Origin of the sequence: Alterotamlana spongicola (genome assembly GCF_035818475.1) — a bacterium.
Classification (GTDB): domain Bacteria; phylum Bacteroidota; class Bacteroidia; order Flavobacteriales; family Flavobacteriaceae; genus Cognatitamlana.
In genome coordinates this window covers 1-19,839 of the sequence record NZ_JAYMGV010000008.1, presented here as the reverse complement: position 1 = coordinate 19,839, position 19,839 = coordinate 1, and the positions used below count along the sequence as shown (strand labels likewise).

Sequence of the window (19,839 nt, the reverse complement as noted above, 5' to 3'; positions counted from 1 at the left end):
CATATGATTAGAAAAGATCAAATCTTGAAACCCAAATCTTCAACGTTCAAAACTTTTTGCGCTCTAGCTTCTTGAAACTAGATTCTCTTTTAAAAATACAGCTCTATATAATTAATGAGACAGAACCTAAGGTGTTTGTATTATTCAAAAAGGTATACTTAATAGTCAAACATTGACTTTTGACTATTAAGTATACCTTTTCGAAGAAATCAATATCCATTCACACACAATCAATATCGTAGATTTGATAACAATTGCAAATTTGTTAAATAAACTTTCATTAAATATTATGGAAAAAAACTCAAGAAGATCTTTTGTCAAAAAAGCAGCAATAGCAACAACAGGTTTATCAGTAATGCCTAGTTTATCATTTGGGTCTGGTTTTAATTTGAATCAAGACAAACTGAAGTTAGCATTTATTGGAGTAGGGTTACGTGGCACAAACCATTTAAACAATGCATTGCAAAGAAAGGATATAGAAATTACAGCTATTTGCGATTTAGATACCAATCGCATAGATATAGCACTTTCCAAAATTAAAGATGCTGGATTTAACACTCCAAAAGTTTTTGGTAAAAACGATTTAGACTATAGGAATCTTTTAGAGTTAAAAGAGGTTGATGCTGTAATAATTTCTACACCTTGGTTGTGGCATACAAAAATGGCTGTTGATGCTATGAAAGCAGGTAAGTATACAGGTTTAGAAGTATCTGCTGCAAATACCTTAGAAGAATGTTGGGATTTGGTAAATACGTATGAAGAAACAGGGTCGCATTTAATGATTCTTGAAAATGTAAATTATCGTAGAGATGTGTTAGCCGTATTAAATATGGTAAAACAAAATATTTTTGGCGAATTATTACATTTCACTTGTGGGTATCAACACGATTTAAGAGGCGTTAAATTTAACGACGGAAAGTCGGCTTATGGAAAAGGCGTAGAATTTGGAGAAAAAGGAATTTCTGAAGCAGCCTGGAGAACACAACATTCATTATTAAGAAATGCAGATGTATATCCAACTCATGGTTTAGGGCCAGTAGCAGTTATGGCAGATATAAATAGAGGAAATCGTTTTGTCTCATTAACATCGCATGCTACCAAAGCCATTGGATTAAACAAATACATTGTTGATAATGGAGGTAAAGATCATCCTAATGCAAAATTAAAATGGAAGCAAGGCGATATCATAACATCTACTATTGAAACTTCTAATGGAGAAACTATAATTGTTACTCATAATGTAAATACACCGCACCCTTATTCTTTAGGTTTTAAAGTGCAAGGTGTTCAAGGGCTTACAGATTTTGATTATCATACACAGCGTATTCATGTTGAAGGGACAACTAAAGGTCATGGATGGGAGAATATGGATGCTTGGTTTGAAAAATACGACCATCCATTATGGAAAAAATATGGAGAATTAGCAATAGGTGCAGGCCATGGAGGTATGGACTTTTTTGTTATGAACTCTTTTGTAGAATCTGCTAAAGAAAATATAGCACCACCTATGGACGCTTATGATGCCGCTGCTTGGAGTGCAGTTACACCACTTTCTGAGATGTCTATTGAGAATAATGGAGCTCCACAGGATTTTCCTGATTTCACAAGGGGCTTATGGGTAAAACGTAAGCCTTATAATTGGATGAAAGACACCTATTAATAGGTAACTAAATATTTAATAATTGATTTTAAAAATATACAAGGATTTTATTTTGAATTAGTTTTTTTGAAGATGAAAGGATGGGTTAGTTTTATTCATCCTTTCTAAATCAAAAGTTACTTATAAAATAATCTAAAGAGCAAATATTATTAACTTAAACTATAAACTATGTGGAAAAAAATTACCTAATAATTATTCATTAACCAATTTAAAAACTAACAATTAATCAAACTCTATTTATGAAAAAATTATTATTCATTACCATTGTATTTCTTAATATGTCTTTTGCTTATAGTCAAGCAACAGAGATAAATGGAAATATAGTAGACTCAAAGACCGGGATACCGTTACCAGGTGTAAGTGTTTATGCTAAACAAAATAAATCAATCGGTGTCGCATCAGATTTTGATGGCAGTTTTAAACTTCAGAATGTCAATTCAAAATCTATAATTGTATTTTCTTTGGTAGGGTACCAAACCAAAGAAATTACAGTAGGAGAAAATACTTTTTTTAGTATTAAATTAGAAGAAGATATCACCGAACTTGATGCTATTGTACTTATCGGTTATCAGAAAGTACATAAAAAAGATGTTACTGGTGCTATATCTAGTCTTACAAGCGAAGATTTGGAAAGTATTCCGGTTCTTAATGTAGCTGGCTTGATTGCAACACAGACAACAGGAGTCCAAAGTGTTTCGTTAACTGGTGCTCCTGCAGGAAGAGGCGCTATGGTTATCCGTGGAAATACAAGTATCGGTTCTAATATTGATGCCGATTTAGCATACAGTAATCCATTATATGTAATCGATGGTGTGCAAACTAGCTTAGAGGATTTAGCAGGTTATAATGTTTCGAATGTAGATTTTTTGGCATCGCTTAATCCAAACGATATTAAAAGCATCGATGTGTTAAAAGATGCTTCTGCAGCAGCTATTTATGGTTCACGAGGCGCTAATGGTGTAATTATTATCGAAACAAAAGGAGGAGGTAATTACGAAAAACCGGAGTTTACTTTTAATACAAGTTTAGGTATTCAACCTAAGCCTGAATTGGTTTCAACTTTAGTTGGAGCAGCAGAACGACGTGCTAAAATGGACATTATTCAAAGATGGTGGGCAACAGGTGAACTGCAGTCTGATGAAACACCAATGGTGTTGACCGATAGTATTAATCCAGCATTTAATAATAATATTGATTATCAAGGTTTATTTTATAAAACGGGTGTTATTCAAAGACACAACTTTAGTGTAAGAGGCGGTAATGAAAAAACTAATTATCGTGTGTCATTAGGTTATGATAATCAAGAAGGCGTTATTAAAGCTACTGGCGTAGATAGAATGACACTTTCATCAAATTTAAATTTTAAGGCTGGTAAAAGTTTTAATAACCGGTTTATTACGAGATTTACATATACAGATCAAAAGACAGGTCAGGGAAATCCGTATCAAGGTAGCTTTGATTTAAACTCTTCACTTCCAGTAAATCCAGCTGGTTTACAATCGTCATTATTCCATGTTTCTGATGCCAGGATTAAATCATTAAACGGAGAATTAAGTGATAAACTAAACACAGATAGATCAGTAAATTTGACACTATCAAATTTTGCAACTCTTGATTTAATTGACGGTCTAAGTTTAAATTCTCAATTAAGTTTTGTGTATGACAGTAATAAAAAGAACTTTTACGAGCCATCTACAATTAGAACAGAAGACGATGGTTTTGCCAGTTATTCATTATACAACAGAAAAAATGTAACCGCTGAAACGTATTTAAGTTTATTTAAAAACTTTGATGATAAAAAACACGAAGTAACTGCTGTTTTAGGAAATAGAATTGATTACAACCAATATGAAACAATGCGATTAGGTGCTTTTGGTTTTGGTAGTGATGCTATTAAAGTTATAAATAGTAGATATACCCAAGATCAAGTATTTGGTTCCACAGACATAAGTAACAATGCATTGGTTTCTTATTTTGGACGTTTATCATACAAATACAAAGACCGCTATCAAATAGGAGCTAGTTATAGTATTGATGGCTCTTCAAGATTTGGTAAAGATGTTAGATGGGCAAAATTTCCTTCGGTAAACGCAGGATGGGTGTTGTCTAACGAACCTCTTTTGAAACCGCATATATTTAATTTTGTAGATTTTTTAAAAGTACGTGGATCATGGGGTATAAATGGAAAACAATTTCCTCAAAATTATTTGCGATTTGGAGCCTACAGTTTAGGTTATGGAGGAACTCCATTATGGTCTAACCAAATGGACGTTTCATCTTATGGCGGTGTAACTGGAGTGATACCTAATTATAATCAAATTGGAAATTCGTCACTTTCTTGGGAAGAAACAGAACAATGGAATGTTGGGTTTGATTTGGACATGTTTAACTATAGAGTTAGCCTAACTTTTGATGCTTATAATAAAAATACAGATAAACTATTTTTTGATGTAGCTTTCCCAGCATATTCAGGTTATAACTCGGCGCCAACAAATGTGGCGGGTGTTATAAATTATGGATGGGAGTCTATGATTCACTATCATGTTTTTCCAAAAAGCAATGATTTACGCTTAGAATTAATGTTAGGTTTCTCAAAAAACGAAAATTATGTATCTAAGTTACCAAATGGTAATCGAGACTATATTGGAAATAATTATGGCTATGTAGTGGGAAGGCCTCTTAATTTGTATAAAATGTTCCTTAATGATTATATTCTTGATGATCTAAGTCAACTTCCGGGGAATCCATTTACAGGAGAACCATTAGCAGGTAAAAGTGCTTGGGCAACTATTGCGCCAGGTTTTCCGATTTGGAAAGATTTAAATGGAGACTATATATTAAATGAAGCTCATGATTTAAAGTTAACTACAGATTATTCACCAATTCCAGATGTACAAGGCTCATTTAATATTAATTTAAATTATAAGAAATGGTATTTCCAAATGTATAGCCAATTTTCATTTGGAGCAGATATTACAAACTCAGTACTTCAAAGTTATATGAATGCATATGACCGTGGAGGAATAGATTGGGCCACTAGAGGTTTAGTCGATTTAAGTGAACACACTTTTTGGGAAAACCCTGGTGATGGTGCTGCAGGAGTAGATTTTCCAGCATTATACCCATCGAGTCCAAGTTTAGGAACGTTTTATAGATTTAGAGGCAATCAAACATTATTTATTGAAAGTGGTGATTATTGGAAAGTCACAAATGCTTCAATAGGATATACCTTCGATGGTAGTGATGGATTTATGAAAAATATTGGATTTAATCGTCTACGTATTTATGCTTCTGTATTGAATCCATATCAATGGCAAAAATCAAAAAAAGTTGTTGATGCTTCCTTGGTAGATGCTAAAGGATACACTTACGGAAATGGTTATCCGCAAGCAAAAACAATTTTTATTGGAATAGATACTAAATTTTAATTTTTAAAATTATGAAACAAATAAAGAACATAAAAATATACGGGTTGGTTTTATGCTTATTGAGTGTTATGAATTGTTCAGACATCTTAGACCAAGAACCGTTAAGCATTACACACCCTAAGGCATTTTGGGATAGTCAAGCTAATGCTGAACAAGCTGTAGCTGGAGCTTATAATTTATTTAAAGAATCTATCTTATATCAGTCCAATTTCATGTATTGGGGTGAATGGACAGGAATGACTTTCATGAATAGCCGAAGTTGGTTGGTTGATTATATTGAAGATAGTGGAGATTATGTGGTTCCTTATAGAGATGAATCTATAAATTGGAAGAGATTTTTTAGAGCTGCGAATTGGGCACATACTATCGAACAGTATATTGAAAATATGTCTGTGGACCTTTTTGATTCAAGTTCTGAAAAGGATAGACTAATAGGTGAGGCTGCTTTTATAAGGTCTCTTACATATTTCTATATGGCTAGAATATGGGGCGATGTGCCAATTGTTGAACAATCAATTGAAAGCTCGGATCAGCTAATTGATGGCAATGGCTTTATAGTTAGAACACCAAGATCCGATGAGTTAGATGTACTTAACTATGCTTTAGATGCGGCCAATAAAGCTATTGGTTTGTTAGATTATTCTTCTCCTGGAAATTCAGGATGGGCAATTACTGCCAATAAAGCTAGTGCAGAGGCTTTGAAAGCACATATAACATTGTGGTATGCTAGTAGAGATAATGATAATACCGCTATGATTCAACAGTCTATAGATGCAACAACATCTGTTATCAACAATAGTGGAGCAAGATTAATCGACTATGTAAATGAAGGAGTTGACGGGTTTAATGATATGTGTACTGGGCAATCGGCAACGGGTCTATTCGAAATTAATGTGAGCTCGGCTATGAATGAATCTTTCCGTTTAACAGAATCAGATGGTAACCATATAGGCGTTACATTAAACTATCCAATATGGCAAAATGTGAATACAAGAATTAGCCCCTATATGGATCCAGATTTTTATGGAAATGAAATGATGGCTACAGATTCTGATAGAGCAAATGATGTGCGTAAAGATTTATTTTTCTATGAATATGAAACAAATGATCAGTATTCATTTTTGTTAAAATATTCACATGCGTCTCAAGATTCTAGCTCAGAGAATGTATACTCATTATTTTCAGAGTCAAATATTTTAATTTTCCGTTTAGCGGATATGTATCTGTTACGAGCTGAAGCAAACGCGAAATTAGGGAATTCTGGTTCTGCTATAGCAGATTTAAATATGATTAGATCACAAGCTAATGTGCCTAATTATACTGGTGTTGCTGATAAAGAATCATTAATAAAGGCAATTTTTGATGAGCGGGCTATTGAGTTTGTAGGTGAAGCTCAATCAGGGTATGACAGAATAAGAATGGATTATTATGAAGGTATACCATGGTCTGATCCAACTAGAAATGATAAGGAAGGCTATTTTTGGCCAATACACCCAAATGTTATCTCTGCAAACCCAGATATTTTACAAACAGAATTTTGGAGAGGTAGATTATAGCTATAAATTTTTAAAACTAAGACATTATGAAAAAAATAATAATAACGATTACAATTGTGATTTTTGCTTTTAATGCTTGTTCTACTGATGGGAATTATTTAATCGATGGAGGAATTAGTAGCCCAGAAGTAAGAACAACAACTATGGATTTTTTCAGATCTCATAGCCAATTAGATACCCTAGCAATAATAATTGAAAGAGCGGGAATGGAAGACTTGGTAAATAGTGAATCTACTATTTTTGCTCCTAACAATTTATCTATAAAAAACTATGTAGAAGCAGTTTTGACAGAAATGAGGAAAGTAGATCCTAATGCTCAATACACTGTAAATGATATTCCTACAGATACTTTACAAAAATATATGGGAGGGTATATTTTTAATGAAAAAATAACACGATCAAATATTAAGGAAGATCAAGGACGTATTTATATTTCAGAAAATAATGAAGAAAGGCGAATTTCCTTAGAAGAATCTGATGAGTATACAGACCAATTAGATTCAAGACCTAAATATGTGTATTACACATATAAAAATGGAGCCGATTGGGATGATTGGAATAATATTAACGACGATGATAAAGTAGTGGTTAAAACTTCAAACCTAATATCCACTAATGGCATTATTCATGTCTTGCAAGGTTCGCATAGGCTTTTTAATTATAAAACAGATTAATTTAATTTTTAAACAAAGAGATATGAAAAAATTATATTATACAATATTTACTTTAATTTTTCTGACATCATGTAAACCACCAGAAATAGGATATCTAAGTGATGATATTCATGCATTAGAAGATACGATATTTGTTCCTAGAGGTATTTTTAAAACGAGTGCAGTTCCAGCGATTGAGGGGTCAACATATCCATTGCATTGGGAAATAACCGGAGTCAATGATATAAATGGGAATCCTACCGAAGATTTGTTCGATGAACATGAAATTTTGATATGGAAAGAACCTTTTAATCCAGTAACAGATACAACTTTAGAATTGGTTGAAGCTAAATTAGAACTATCGAATAAACCTACACTTTTAATTAATGATGTAAGTGGTGAATTAGCATTCACACAAACTAGTAAACATATAACAGGTAGTGATATTTATAATGTGAATGTAAATGCTTCTAATGTTAGAGGAGAAAGGCAATTGGACGATTTTGTTACAGTAAAATTTGAACCATTTAAGCCCGTAGAGTTTAGAGTAGAGATGCGATCACGGCTTAATTTAGTTAAAAATGAAGGTGGTGGTTTAAGTGCGTTGTTTACATCGACAATTAGAAACGATAACGATCCAGGAGTTCCAAGTGTACTAGATGGGACACATCCTTATATTACAATTCAAAAAATAAGTGATGAGCCCAAATTAGGTATAAAAACTAAAATGATAATTGCAGACAGTTATGGCGTACCAATTGGTCCGGATAAAGTCACTTTTTATCCTTACCAAGCAAACTACCTGCAGAATTATCATGATAACTCTATAAAAACGACTGAAGATGCTACAGGCACAATTTTTGAACTTCCAGCACCTCCATTTCCTCAATATGCTAGAAATTTTGGAGGTAGTACAAATGGGTATTTAATGTATTATTTAACTACGCGTGATGCCTTTACTGTGGATACTGCAGCCTATGAAGCAGATAATGGTCCAAAAGATTGGGCGCCATTTACAAATGCTTCAGGTGAAATTGTAAATCAAGCCTATATACGTTGGGGTGTAAGAATTAATGATTCGGGAACATGGGAGATGAAAATGAGAATTCCTTATACTATTAAAAAGTAATTTAAGATGTTAAAAATTAGACCAAATTTTCAACCTATCAAAAAATTTATTAAGATTAGGATTGGGGATTTGGTTTTTTTATTAAAAAAATATGAGAATATATATTTAATGATAGTGCTATCTATATTAATGCTTATAATCATTTAAAGATTTGTAAAATTAAAATAACGAAATGAATAAAAATAAAAACTTAATCTGTTTTGGGTTGGTGTTTACTTTGCTTATAGGAACACAGTATATTAATGGACAAAATAATACATTGCTTAAACCAACCCGTACGGAAATTATTAAACCCATAAGAAAGACAACATTTACTAATAACGGAGACGAATGTAAAGAACGTAATCAAGGTGGAACCCCAAGGATAGAAGCTGGTTATTTAGCGTTTGATGGATCTATGGATGGCAACAGACAAGTAGACCCTCAAATTGCAGTTGGTGGTGGTTATGTTCTACACGGTTCAAATAGTGGTCTCGTTATTTATGATAAAAAAGGAAATTTTGTTCAAGGTGTTTCGCAGTCATGCTTCAATAAGGGAATAGACCCTAAATTATTTTTCGACCCACATAATAAAGTTTTTGGTTTTGATTTATGGAATCCTTGGGATAAAGAAAAGAAGAAGCCTGTAAATATTTCCATTTCAGAAACAAAAGATCCAACAGGTGCTTGGAATACATATCCAGTACCAGCTCCAAATGGTGTTGACGGTGGTGGCATTAGTTATAGCAAAAAATGGATAGGTTATTCTTTTCCTGGAGGGAAAGAACAAACCTTTGTTATGAAAATGAAAGAAGCTAAATCAGGAAAACCAGCTACAGTTTATCATTTCTCAGGTAATTTGGGACACCCAGTAGCTACCCAAGATAATATAGATGATTTATATTTTTTTAAAATAACCCGACAAGGCGAATTTGTAATTAGACGAATTGTTACAGCAAAAGACGGGTCGCCAGTTTGCAAGCTTGTTGCAAAAACACCACAGCAGTTAAATAACTTTAAGTGGCCACCTAAATCACCTCAAAAAAACACAGATCAATTAATATCTTCAGGAGATAGAAACCCTAAAAATTTGGTTTTGCAGAATGGCTATATTTGGTTTTCACATACTATAAATATTAATGATAAAGCAGCAATACAATGGCACCAAATAAAAACAGATGGAACCATTGTTCAAACTGGATTAATTAGTAGTGAACGTTCTAATTACATTCAAACAACCATTGCCGTTAATAGGAAAAATGATGTACTTGTAGGGTTTCAAGAAACAAATGAGAATATGTTTATTAGTCCAAGATTGGCTTTTAGAAAGGCAAAAGATCCAAAAGGCACGTTACGTGAAATTGTAAGTTTAGGTGAAGGAAAAGGGTTTACAGATGGTGTTGCATGGGGCGATTATAGTGGCAGTATTATTGATGGCGATAATTTAAAGGATTTGTGGACCATACAAAGCATAACAGATGAGAATGGAAAAGGAGATACTGTTATTGTTAAAGTGCCATTTTAAGATGAAAAAAATAATAAAGCAAAATAGAATGAAAGGCCTGCTATTCCCAAGGTCATTTTAAAACAAAGTGTCCCATATAAGGGAATTGGATGAAAATGAAGTAGTTATAAATTGTTTTTAAAAGCAAATTAAATTTATTAGTTTTATAGAAAAAGAAAGCAATTTTTGTTGCTTTCTTTTTTTTGTGAGTTAAATACATAAATGTATTATAAGCATTTATTACATGAATTGTTTCTGTTTTGGCCTAATCTAATTATTTGTTGGCTTTTAAACCAGTAGTGTAGCCGCTTAAATTAATAGGTTTATTATTAAAAGTTTCCGAAGGTGTATTACCACCCAAACACCATTGTGTCTATTATTGTTGTATATTGGTATAACTTCAGCCATTATTATTTCTAATTGTTTTTGTGTGGCAATATTTTTAGGGTAAAGAAATTGGTATTTCAATACTTTATTAAAATCTTCAATCATAGAGTTAGAAAACGATACCTCGTGTTGTACTATTCTATGAACTATAGTACTATTAAAAGATGTTATTAATGAGGTTACATTATCATTCAAATTCCCTGAACCACCATCAGTAAGAAACATGGTATTGACTGGACATCATGTTGCGAGGTTTAGAGTTCCATCAATTATAGTACTATTTAGTAACACAACTCCTATTAAGGGGTTTCACTCTCAAAATTTAGAATATCAATATTATATTCATTTAAAAAAACTTCAACACTTTCATAAGATACGGCATTGTTTTTAAACTCTTTAGGACTTATTTTGAATTCTTTTTTAAAACTCTTAGAAAAATATTTTGCATTATTAAAGCCTACCATGTACGCAACATCAGAAATAGGGTATCTATACTTTGCCAATAATACTGCTGCCTTTTTTAATCGTAAAATTCTAACAAAATCTATTAGATTCAATCCAGTTACTGCTAAACATTTCCTATATAAACTAGAATAACTCATATTTACATTCTCGGCAATTTCCTCAACTTTAAAACTAGAATCTTTTAACCTCTCATTTACATAAGATGTAAGTTTTTCTAAAAAGACTTCGTCTTGGGTCTTATTTATTTTAACTTCCGGCTTGTTTATTAGTTCTTTGCGATATTTAGAAATAATCTTTTCTTTAGACGCTAAAATATTATTGATTTTCAGCAACAGTTCATTAGTGTTAAATGGCTTGTTTATAAATTCTATAGCCCCCATTTTCAATCCTTCAATTTTAGCTATGGTAGAGTTTTTAGCTGTAAGTAATACTACAGGAATATGCTTAGTTAAACTATTATCATTTAACTTCTTACACATTTCAACACCGTCCATTATCGGCATCATAATATCACTTAAGATAAGATCCGGAATATTGTTTTTTGCATGATAAAATCCTTCTTGACCATTTTCAGCTAAAAGTATATTATAGCGTTCTTGCAATAAGCTCTTTAAAAAATGTTGCAATTCAAAATTATCTTCAACTATAAGTATAGTCTTTCTGTTATTATCAAAACCTGCAAGCGGTTTAGTCATTATGAGTTCCTTCTCATCTGTAGATATAGGTTTATTTTTTTTACTTGATATAATCCTTTCAAAATCTTTATAATTCTCCTCAGCTATTGGAAGTTTCACAGTAAAAGTTGTTCCTTTTCCTGAAATACTATTCACTTTAATTTTACCATTATGCAAATCTACCAATTCTTTGGTAAGTGCTAACCCTATACCAGTACCTTTAACTTCTTTATTGCTTTTAGATCTATAAAATATTCTAAAAATGTCTTTTAATTCTTCTTTTTTAATACCTGGCCCCGAATCTGATACGGTAATGTTGACAGCTCTTTTTTCACTCACAGGAACCACATTTATTTGCACATTACCTTCTGAAGGAGTGAATTTAAAAGCATTAGATAGTAAATTATATAATACATGTTCCAACTTCTCTCTATCGTACCATGCATCGACTAAATTCTTCGGACAATTCATCGAAAAATCAATTTTCTTTCTTCTAGCTAATTCTTTAAAAGAAAAATATACTTTAGTAACATCCTCATAAAGATTGTTTTGTGCTACAGATAGCTTTATTTTATTTAACTCTTTATTTCTAATCAAAGTCAACTCACGGGCAATTCTAGACAAACGATTAGCATTACTTGATATGATTTTTAAACGCTCTTTAAGTAGCATATTTCCATTAAAATCTGCCCGTTCTAACATATCCTCAATTGGGCTTAATATTAAAGTAATTGGTGTCTGAATTTCATGCGACATTTTTGTAAAAAAACTCATTTTGGCTTTATGTAATTCGTTCTCTTTTCGTCTACTAATTTTATTAATAAGTAATTTTTTTCTTAATGAGTACCATCTTACACTTCCATAAACTAAAAGAACTAACAATATAAGATATAATAGATGGGCTATTGGTTTATTCCAAAAGGGTTGCGCAATTGTAATATTTAAGAATCTTTTAAAGGTCAGGGAAGGCTCATTCATTTCATTCGCTTTCATTTCTAATGTATACTTTCCGGGTGGAACATTAGTATAAGTTGCCAATCCTTCGGAGAAGGTTGTCTTCCAATCTTTATCAAAACCATTTAATCTATAATAATAATGGTAGTTTGGATTTAGAATATTGTCTATTGCTGAAAATTTAACCGAAAAAGAAGATTGATTATTTTCAAGATGAAGTTCATCTAGGTTAAAGACATCAGAAGTTATTTGATTTGATAATAATCCTTTTGCTGGTTTATTTAAAACTTCTATATCGTTTATAAATAATTTAGTCCTCGATTTTTCTTTGGTCAATTTTTTTGGGCTAAAAAAATTAACCCCCTCATCAGTTCCAAAATACAACATGCCATCATTATCTTTAAATGCACTTCTACTAATGAAGAAATTACTTTGAAAACCATCAGTGGTATAAAAAGATTTAACGAGATTATTTTTTCTATCCAAATGATATATTCCGTTGACTGAACTCATCCAAATATTAAGTGAATCAACAGCTATAACTGCCTTTAAATTTGTGTTTTTTAAAGGGCTTAAATTATTGAAATCAATATTTTTTTCACTTTTAGTGTTAAATAGAATTAAATTACCTTTACGATTAATAGCCCAAATTTCGTTCTGTTTCCCTAAACTCATTGAGATAATGGAAAAAATAGTTTTATCATGACTATTTACACGTACAAAAGATGAGTTTTTAATGTTATCAAGATTTTCATTAAATCTATATAGCCCTCCATTTGATACCCCTAACCAAATATTGTTATTGCCATCTTCAATAATGCTCTCTAAAATATTACCGCCAAGCCCCTTCTTGCCATAGCTAAAACTATTAATAATTTCCTTTTTTTCAGGGGAATAAATATTAATCGCTACATTAGAACCTACCCAAATTCGACCTTTAGAGTCTTTAAAAACCGTACGAACATCAGTAGCTTTTTGATTTTTATTATTAATTACATCTATATTTTTAAACCTCTTATCCAATTGATTGTAAACCCATAAACCTCTTTTATAAGTACCAAACCAAATGTTATTATTATTATCTTCAGTAATAGATTGTACATATAATCCATTATTAACATCATTGAAATATTGTTTCGCAAAGTGTTCATTTTCTTTAATCATTGTCAAACCAGATCCGTCAGTACCAACCCATAAAACACCACTTTTGCTCTTGTAGATACTTAAAATTCTTAATGGAAGGTTATTCGAAGAGCCTTTGTGATAATTAACATTTTTATTGATTTTTGGTATAACATCTAAAACTCCATATTTGGTAACTATCCATATATTTTTATGATTATCTTCAGTAATATCTATTATCGTATTACTGCTCAAAGAAAACTCATTGTAATTATTCTTTTGATAAACCCTGATTTCGCCATTTTTACTGTTAATCTTATATAAACCATCACCATCAGTACCACCCCATACATTATCATCACTATCAAGAAATAGACTTGTAAAAAGTTCTTTTTTAACATCAGACAAACTTTCTTTAAAAAAGATATCCTCAACAAATTCCCCCTTATTAATATCATAAATGAGTAGTCCAAAGGTTTCAGTTCCAATCCATAATCTATTATCATTGTCAGCTTGCAATACAATTGGCTCTGGATAGTCTGTAAACGGCCCTACTAACTCATTTAACCTTTTGGTATTTATAGAATAATTATATACTTTACCTCTCGAAGTACTTATATATATTTCTTGGTTATTTCCAAATTCAAGACCTTGAACTTCTGTACCTATACCATTTAAATTGGGTATAACAGTAATTAATTCAGCTTTATCGTTTTCTAATTTATGAACATTTCCTGTTTTAGTGACAATCCAAATTTCTTTACCCTTAGATTTAACAACACTTACAGGTTCTTTAAAAAAATTAGAATAATTAAGAAACTTACCCCTTTTGGAGTCATATTTGCATAATAATCCTTGCTCGCTTTTAATCCATATATTCTTATAATTATCAGCATAAATGTCGTCAACTCCATCTCTATCTGCTATTTCAGGGAAAATCTCCCTATTATTAATTAAATGATAACTATATCCATTAAATTTTAGAATTCCTTTTGCAGTGGTCATCCAAATATTTCCTAAAGAATCTTGGGCAGTATTGAAAACAAATACACTTCTATTGTTATGCCGAGGGGTTATGTGTTTAAAATTTATATCGTTTTGTCCAAAAGATTGAATTGATGAATACATCAATAAAAAGATATAAAGTTTGTATTTAAATCGAGTAAAATTCATATTAATTAATTGAGATAAGACTTGCTACCTCTTTAAATTTACTACTGTAAAAGTATTAATATATTTTATATCTTTTTATTTAAACAATAGATTACAAGTCTGGTCAGAGATTATACTCGTTTAAAAGGCATACTTTTAATCAATTGATAAATTAAGATTAAATCAATTACCTATAATACCGAAATTAAATATTATTTTATAAAAAATGATGTTTAACAAAACCTTCTTTTGTAACTACATTTTAACACCTCATCACCATTTTAATAATAAAATCATTATTTGCCAATCTTAATAACCAATGGTATGTCATTTTATTCAAAAAAGTATACTCATTAGTCACGATGTCTTTTTTGACTCAAAAAACACCCTTTATTGATTAAAATATATAGAGTACAACAGATAGAAATATTGCAATTTTGTATCTAATCAAGTCCATTAATATAATGAATTCAAGGAGAAACTTTGTTAAAAACGCAACCTTAGCAACTGCTGGAATATCATTAGTACCCAATCTATCATTTGGGGTTTTGCCTAGTAAAAATATTCAAAGATTGAAGCGATCCTTTATAGGTGTAGGTTTAAGTGGAACGAGTCATCTGAACAATGCCTTGCAAAAAAATGATATAGAAATTAACATTTACTAATGCTAACTAAATAATTTATATATAAAAAAACGTGTACTATTTTTTAATCCTTATTTTAGTTTTCAACATTTGTATATGAGCAAGAAAAAATAATTACAAGGACTAGTAATGATGAATCTGGTAATCTCATTATAGGCGCTAATATTGTTATTAAAGATACTTTATAAATAGTTGATGCTTAGAAAGCCATATTAATTGCAAGAAATGACAACCAATTAACATTGTTGAAAATAAATAAGAGGTGAAGCTAAATTATTATGCTAATTTGTCTAGTGTTCCTCTAGCGAAAATTCAAGAAATTATTACTTTAAAATCTGTTTAAATCACTGGATAAATGGCGAAAACATTCAAATATATCAACTATAAAAAAGAACAAAATTTCCTGTTTATTTATAGCATCATAACGTTTTAAAATTAACCATTAAATGAAAAAAACACATACGCCCATTATATTTTTATTTTGTATCCTCAGTATACATGCTCAACAGCAACTTAACATTATACCGGCTGTACAAGAATGGCATTATTCAGATGAGAAAATACCTTTTAATAACATAAATATTAATTGGCCTAAAGAAACCACTTCCAAGAAAGTTGTTTTACTAGAGCGTTTTAAGAATGAACTTCAATCAATTGGAGTTAAAATAGGAAGTTTGAATGATAGCAATACGCTTTCTTTATTTTTTGATACCAACTATAAAGAGCTTAAGGAAGGGGTCACTGATGCTTACAAAATACAATTAGATAAAAGATCAACCATTGAAATAAGTTCATATAATGCTTTAGTTCATGCCACTAGAACAATTCTACAATTATGTTCACAAAATCAATACAAAAATTATTTTCCAAAAGGAATAATTAAAGATTATCCGATCTATCAAAAGCGAATGCTTTTGTTGGATGTTGCTCGTAAATTTTTCAGTGTTGATGAAATAAAGGATTTTATAAGAATATTGGCTTGGGTAAAAATGAATGAGCTTCATTTGCATTTAAGCGATAACTCATGGGGAGGATATAGTGCTTATCGCTTGGAAAGTAAACTTTACCCCGAATTAACAGCAAAAGATGGATATTATACTTGGAAAGAAATAAGAAAATTGCAAGACTTCGCAACCTCTTATGGTATCACCATTACTCCAGAAATAGATGCTCCTGGTCATTCTTTAGCCTTTACTGATATTAGACCAGATCTCAAGAGTAAATGGCTCAGTCCAAACTATCTGGATATTACCAATCCCAACACTTATGTTTTTATGGAAGAAATACTCAATGAAGTAATCCCTCATTTTGATGCTCCTGATTTTCATTTAGGCACGGACGAATATCGAATTAATAGCATTGAAGACGATTCTTTAAAATATGAAATAGGAAATACATTTAAAAAGTATATCAATCATTTTAATAAAGTAGTTAAAAACAACGGAAAAACTACAAGGATATGGTCTGGGTTTGAGCATATGCCAGGTAAGACGCCTATAGATAAAGATATCATTATTGATATGTGGGAAACAAGTGATGCACAAGATAAATCCAATCGAGGTTATAAATTTATAAATTCATCTCATTATTACACCTACATTGTTCCTGGTGCCCCATACTATGGGGTCAATAATAAATTCATTTACGAGAAATGGACACCAGAAATATTCAGCGATAAAAAGGAGCAGAATCTATTAAAAGGAAGTTCAGGATTACTAGGAAGTAAAATGCATATTTGGAATGATTTTGGCCCACTAGGGTATACTACTTCTGAAATAGCTCGTTTAAGTATACCTTCTATACTAACTTTCTCGGAAAAAATGTGGGGAACAAAAGGATATTCATCTTTCTTAGATTTTCAAGAAAAAATGCAACAACTATTAATGATTCCTAACACCAAAATACTAAACCGCTATTTTGCTAAAGAAAAAACTATTTTTTATAACGTAAAACCGATTAATCTCAACAAAGAAAAAATAAAAGAGATTAAAGCAGAATTAAAAAATATAGAATACCCTTGGTCTCTTGAGATGACCTTAAAGAAAATGCAAGAAGTGAAACAGAATGAGTTGCTATTATCTTCAAAAGAAGCCGCTATTTACTCCCAATTGGAATACGAGATTAAAAAGAAAGAAAATTCCGAAATAAAAAAAGGGTTCGCTATTATTCGAGCAAATCAAACCGAGGGAGTAACCCCTCTTAAATCACATAACCCACAGGTCATTATATTTGATTACATTTTACCACTAAACCAAGAAGTTTATGTTAAATTAATTGGCGAAGAAGAAAAAACGAGCCTATATGTAGATGGAGTTTTAATTGGAAGTGAAAATGTGCAAATGCTTTGCCCTCTTGAGTTCATAGGATCATTAAACGAAAAAGTGTTTCAGGGTACTATAAAAAATATATCAGCGAAACGAAACTCTGAGAATAGAAAATAGTCTCAAATGAAGGGTTTTTAGACCTTTTTGTTTTAAGTGGAGGTAATGAAGAGGTTGAAGGAAGTCCTTTTTTAGAGGATTGACTTTATATAAATAACGAAAAAGTAGTATTTAAGCGTATTATACTTCCTCTATTAAAATTGAACGGTGGTGGTATATCATCTAGAGATTTCAATAATGATGGGAGAGAGAAGATTTGTTTATAGGAAATAGGTCAATACTTGGTGGCTATGGATGAAGATGTTAGTCAAGGAGACAAAGTAGGATATTTTATAACGAATAAACTTAATATGAGAAAATGATTTTAATATCAAACCAGTTCGTAATCATTCTTCCGACATAAGGCCACATCCAAAACATCCTATTTTCAGACTATACATTTTATTACTTAAAAATTGTTCAACTCTAAAATAGACAAAATTAAAAGATATGACAAAAAAGAATTTCACTTATGCTTTTATAGCAAGCATGTTGCTCATTGCCTGTAGTAAAAAAGTAAAGAATTCTGAAGCAACTTCTAAACCAACCAATCACCCTACAATTATCTATAGTCCAAATCAAGATTATGTAGAGTTATATAATAAAGCATGGGAGATAGCAAAAGAACATGTTAAAAGCTCTGACGGACTAGTACAGAGCCCATATATAGATGAAGCTTTTGATGAAAGCACAATATGGATTTGGGATACAGCTTTTATGCTTCATTTCTTTAAGTATGCATCCTTTGATTTTCCAGCAATAGAATCTTTAAATAATTTCTATGCCCCAATACATGACAATACAGAAATTCCTTTACGTATAGAAATTCCAGACAACCCACCTTTATTTGCTTGGACAGAACATGACTTTTATAAATTTTCTAACGATACAAAACATGTTAAAAAATTACTTTATAAAAAAGAGTATTTACAAAAACATTTTGAGTGGTTCGATACGGTTCCAAAAGGCACAGTAATTGCTAATAGTGCTAAAACATGGTTAAAAAAGGAGCCCAATGGTTACCAATGGGAAGGTGGTCGTAGTGGTATGGATAATACTCCAAGAGGAAGAGAAAAAGGAAAATCTGCGAAAAAAAATCGTCCAAATAATCCCGATATGCTTTGGATTGATGCTATAGCACAACAAGGCTTAAGTGCTTTAAATATCTCTAAATTATTTACAAGTATTGGGGACACTATCCAGGCAAATATCTGGAAATCTAAGTATAATGCTATTAAACAAAAGATCAATACACTCTATTGGGATGAAGAAGATGGAATTTATTATGATTTAAACAGAAAGACGCTAAAACCGATGAAATTAATTACTCCAGCATCATATTGGCCAATGTTAGCTGAAATGTGTGATAGTGTACAGGCAAAGAAAATGGTTGAGCATATTAAAAACCCAGAGGCATTAGGTGGAGATGTGCCTTGGACAACTGTTCCTAGAAATGACATAGACTTTGATCCTAAAGGTGGGTATTGGAGAGGCTCTATATGGATACCAACGGCTTATATGGGTATAAAAGCAATTCAAAAATACGGCTATTTTGGACTAGCTCGTAACAATGCGTTATCAATAATAGATCATATGTCAAAAACGTATCGACAATATAAACCACATACCATATGGGAATGTTATAGTCCCACTGAGCCGAAACCGGCCTTAACAATACATGGAGATATTGTTAGACCCGATTTTTGTGGGTGGTCTGCATTGGGGCCAATTTCATTAATGATTGAAAATGTTATTGGGTTTTACGACATTAATGCTCAAAATAAAACAGTAAAATGGAACCTTCATAAAGAAGGAATACAAGGCATTAAGAATCTTGTATTTGGAAATGTGGTTACTGATATAATCTATGAAAATGATGTTGTGAAGGTAAAAACAAACCAGAAATTCATTTTGACGATTAATAACGTTGATTATACCATAAATGAAGGGATTAATAAGTTAGGGTTATAAAAGAATGGAGAAAATTAAGGTTCTGTCTCATTAATTCCTTCTTTTCAAATATAGGTGCTTTTGAAATAAAAAAACCTACTCAATGTACAAACACCACCGCTACCCTCCTATTATAATCAAACGGGCAGTCTATTTCAAACT

Annotated in this window: 11 protein-coding genes; 9 read left to right on the top strand and 2 right to left on the bottom strand. The window is 31.4% G+C overall.

What is annotated here, in order from left to right; genetic code table 11:
* The first annotated feature begins 289 nt into the window (after positions 1–289).
* The 6 genes from VOI54_RS17780 (at position 290) to VOI54_RS17755 (ending at position 9,930) form a co-directional block, all read left to right on the top strand.
* The gene (locus VOI54_RS17780; protein ID WP_326284671.1) at positions 290–1,660 is read left to right on the top strand and encodes a Gfo/Idh/MocA family protein; all 1,371 of its coding nucleotides are present in this window, start codon (positions 290–292) and stop codon (positions 1,658–1,660) included.
* A gap of 239 nt (positions 1,661–1,899) precedes the next feature.
* Positions 1,900–5,088: a SusC/RagA family TonB-linked outer membrane protein gene (locus tag VOI54_RS17775; protein WP_326284670.1), complete on the top strand. Its 3,189-nt coding sequence runs from the start codon at positions 1,900–1,902 to the stop codon at positions 5,086–5,088.
* Positions 5,089–5,099: 11 nt separating this feature from the next.
* Positions 5,100–6,644 (top strand): RagB/SusD family nutrient uptake outer membrane protein, encoded by a 1,545-nt coding sequence (locus tag VOI54_RS17770; protein ID WP_326284668.1) that lies wholly within the window; start codon positions 5,100–5,102, stop codon positions 6,642–6,644.
* A 56-nt stretch (positions 6,645–6,700) separates the two neighbouring features.
* Positions 6,701–7,318: a fasciclin domain-containing protein gene (locus tag VOI54_RS17765; RefSeq protein WP_326284666.1), complete on the top strand. Its 618-nt coding sequence runs from the start codon at positions 6,701–6,703 to the stop codon at positions 7,316–7,318.
* 22 nt (positions 7,319–7,340) lie between these two features.
* The gene (locus VOI54_RS17760; RefSeq protein WP_326284664.1) at positions 7,341–8,426 is read left to right on the top strand and encodes a DUF5007 domain-containing protein; all 1,086 of its coding nucleotides are present in this window, start codon (positions 7,341–7,343) and stop codon (positions 8,424–8,426) included.
* A 172-nt stretch (positions 8,427–8,598) separates the two neighbouring features.
* Positions 8,599–9,930, top strand: coding sequence for a hypothetical protein (locus tag VOI54_RS17755; protein WP_326284662.1), 1,332 nt, complete (start codon positions 8,599–8,601; stop codon positions 9,928–9,930).
* A gap of 288 nt (positions 9,931–10,218) precedes the next feature.
* Here the strand turns inward: VOI54_RS17755 and VOI54_RS17750 are convergent, their stop codons facing one another.
* Together VOI54_RS17750 and VOI54_RS17745 are read right to left on the bottom strand one after the other, a co-directional pair.
* On the bottom strand, positions 10,219–10,521 hold the full coding sequence (locus tag VOI54_RS17750) for a hypothetical protein (RefSeq protein WP_326284660.1): 303 nt from the start codon (positions 10,519–10,521) through the stop codon (positions 10,219–10,221).
* A gap of 74 nt (positions 10,522–10,595) precedes the next feature.
* The gene (locus tag VOI54_RS17745) at positions 10,596–14,639 is read right to left on the bottom strand and encodes a hybrid sensor histidine kinase/response regulator transcription factor (RefSeq protein ID WP_326284658.1); all 4,044 of its coding nucleotides are present in this window, start codon (positions 14,637–14,639) and stop codon (positions 10,596–10,598) included.
* Between the two features lie 488 nt (positions 14,640–15,127).
* Between VOI54_RS17745 and VOI54_RS17740 the strand changes: the two genes are divergently transcribed.
* From VOI54_RS17740 to VOI54_RS17730, 3 genes are all read left to right on the top strand, one after another.
* Positions 15,128–15,328, top strand: coding sequence for a twin-arginine translocation signal domain-containing protein (locus tag VOI54_RS17740; RefSeq protein ID WP_326284656.1), 201 nt, complete (start codon positions 15,128–15,130; stop codon positions 15,326–15,328).
* Between the two features lie 425 nt (positions 15,329–15,753).
* Positions 15,754–17,748, top strand: coding sequence for a beta-N-acetylhexosaminidase (locus tag VOI54_RS17735; protein WP_326284654.1), 1,995 nt, complete (start codon positions 15,754–15,756; stop codon positions 17,746–17,748).
* Between the two features lie 429 nt (positions 17,749–18,177).
* Positions 18,178–19,698, top strand: coding sequence for an MGH1-like glycoside hydrolase domain-containing protein (locus VOI54_RS17730; protein ID WP_326284653.1), 1,521 nt, complete (start codon positions 18,178–18,180; stop codon positions 19,696–19,698).
* Positions 19,699–19,839: the final 141 nt, after the last annotated feature.